General features: G+C 45.9%; 1 pseudogene. It reads left to right on the top strand.

Annotation, left to right across the window (positions count from 1 at the left end):
• Window positions 1-18: 18 nt before the first annotated feature.
• Window positions 19-255 (top strand): annotated as a pseudogene (locus AAEY83_RS16795) (TauD/TfdA family dioxygenase); the annotation flags it as partial.

The following is a 255-nucleotide window of genomic DNA, read 5'->3' as shown; positions in this document are numbered from 1 at the left end:
ATATGTGATGGATATGCTGTGTATCAAGCACTATCACCTGAGCTAAAAGCCACTTTTAGTCAGCCGATGCGTATCAGTCGCTATTTACCTCAAGCAATTTGGCAAAATTACGTGGCTACTGCGACCGGCAGAACAGATGCCGCTGATCAAATAAGCTTGGATGATTTAGATAAATTTATCGCTGCGACGACGAGCAAGACGTTAACGCATCATGTAGAGCCTCAGACAGATGGCGGCGTTCGGTACGTGTTACAG

The organism is Psychrobacter sp. TB20-MNA-CIBAN-0197 (genome assembly GCF_040309765.1).
GTDB classification, from domain to species: Bacteria; Pseudomonadota; Gammaproteobacteria; order Pseudomonadales; family Moraxellaceae; genus Psychrobacter; species Psychrobacter submarinus.
The sequence above is the reverse complement of the archived record's forward strand: the minus strand, read 5'-3'. Positions and strand labels throughout refer to the sequence as shown.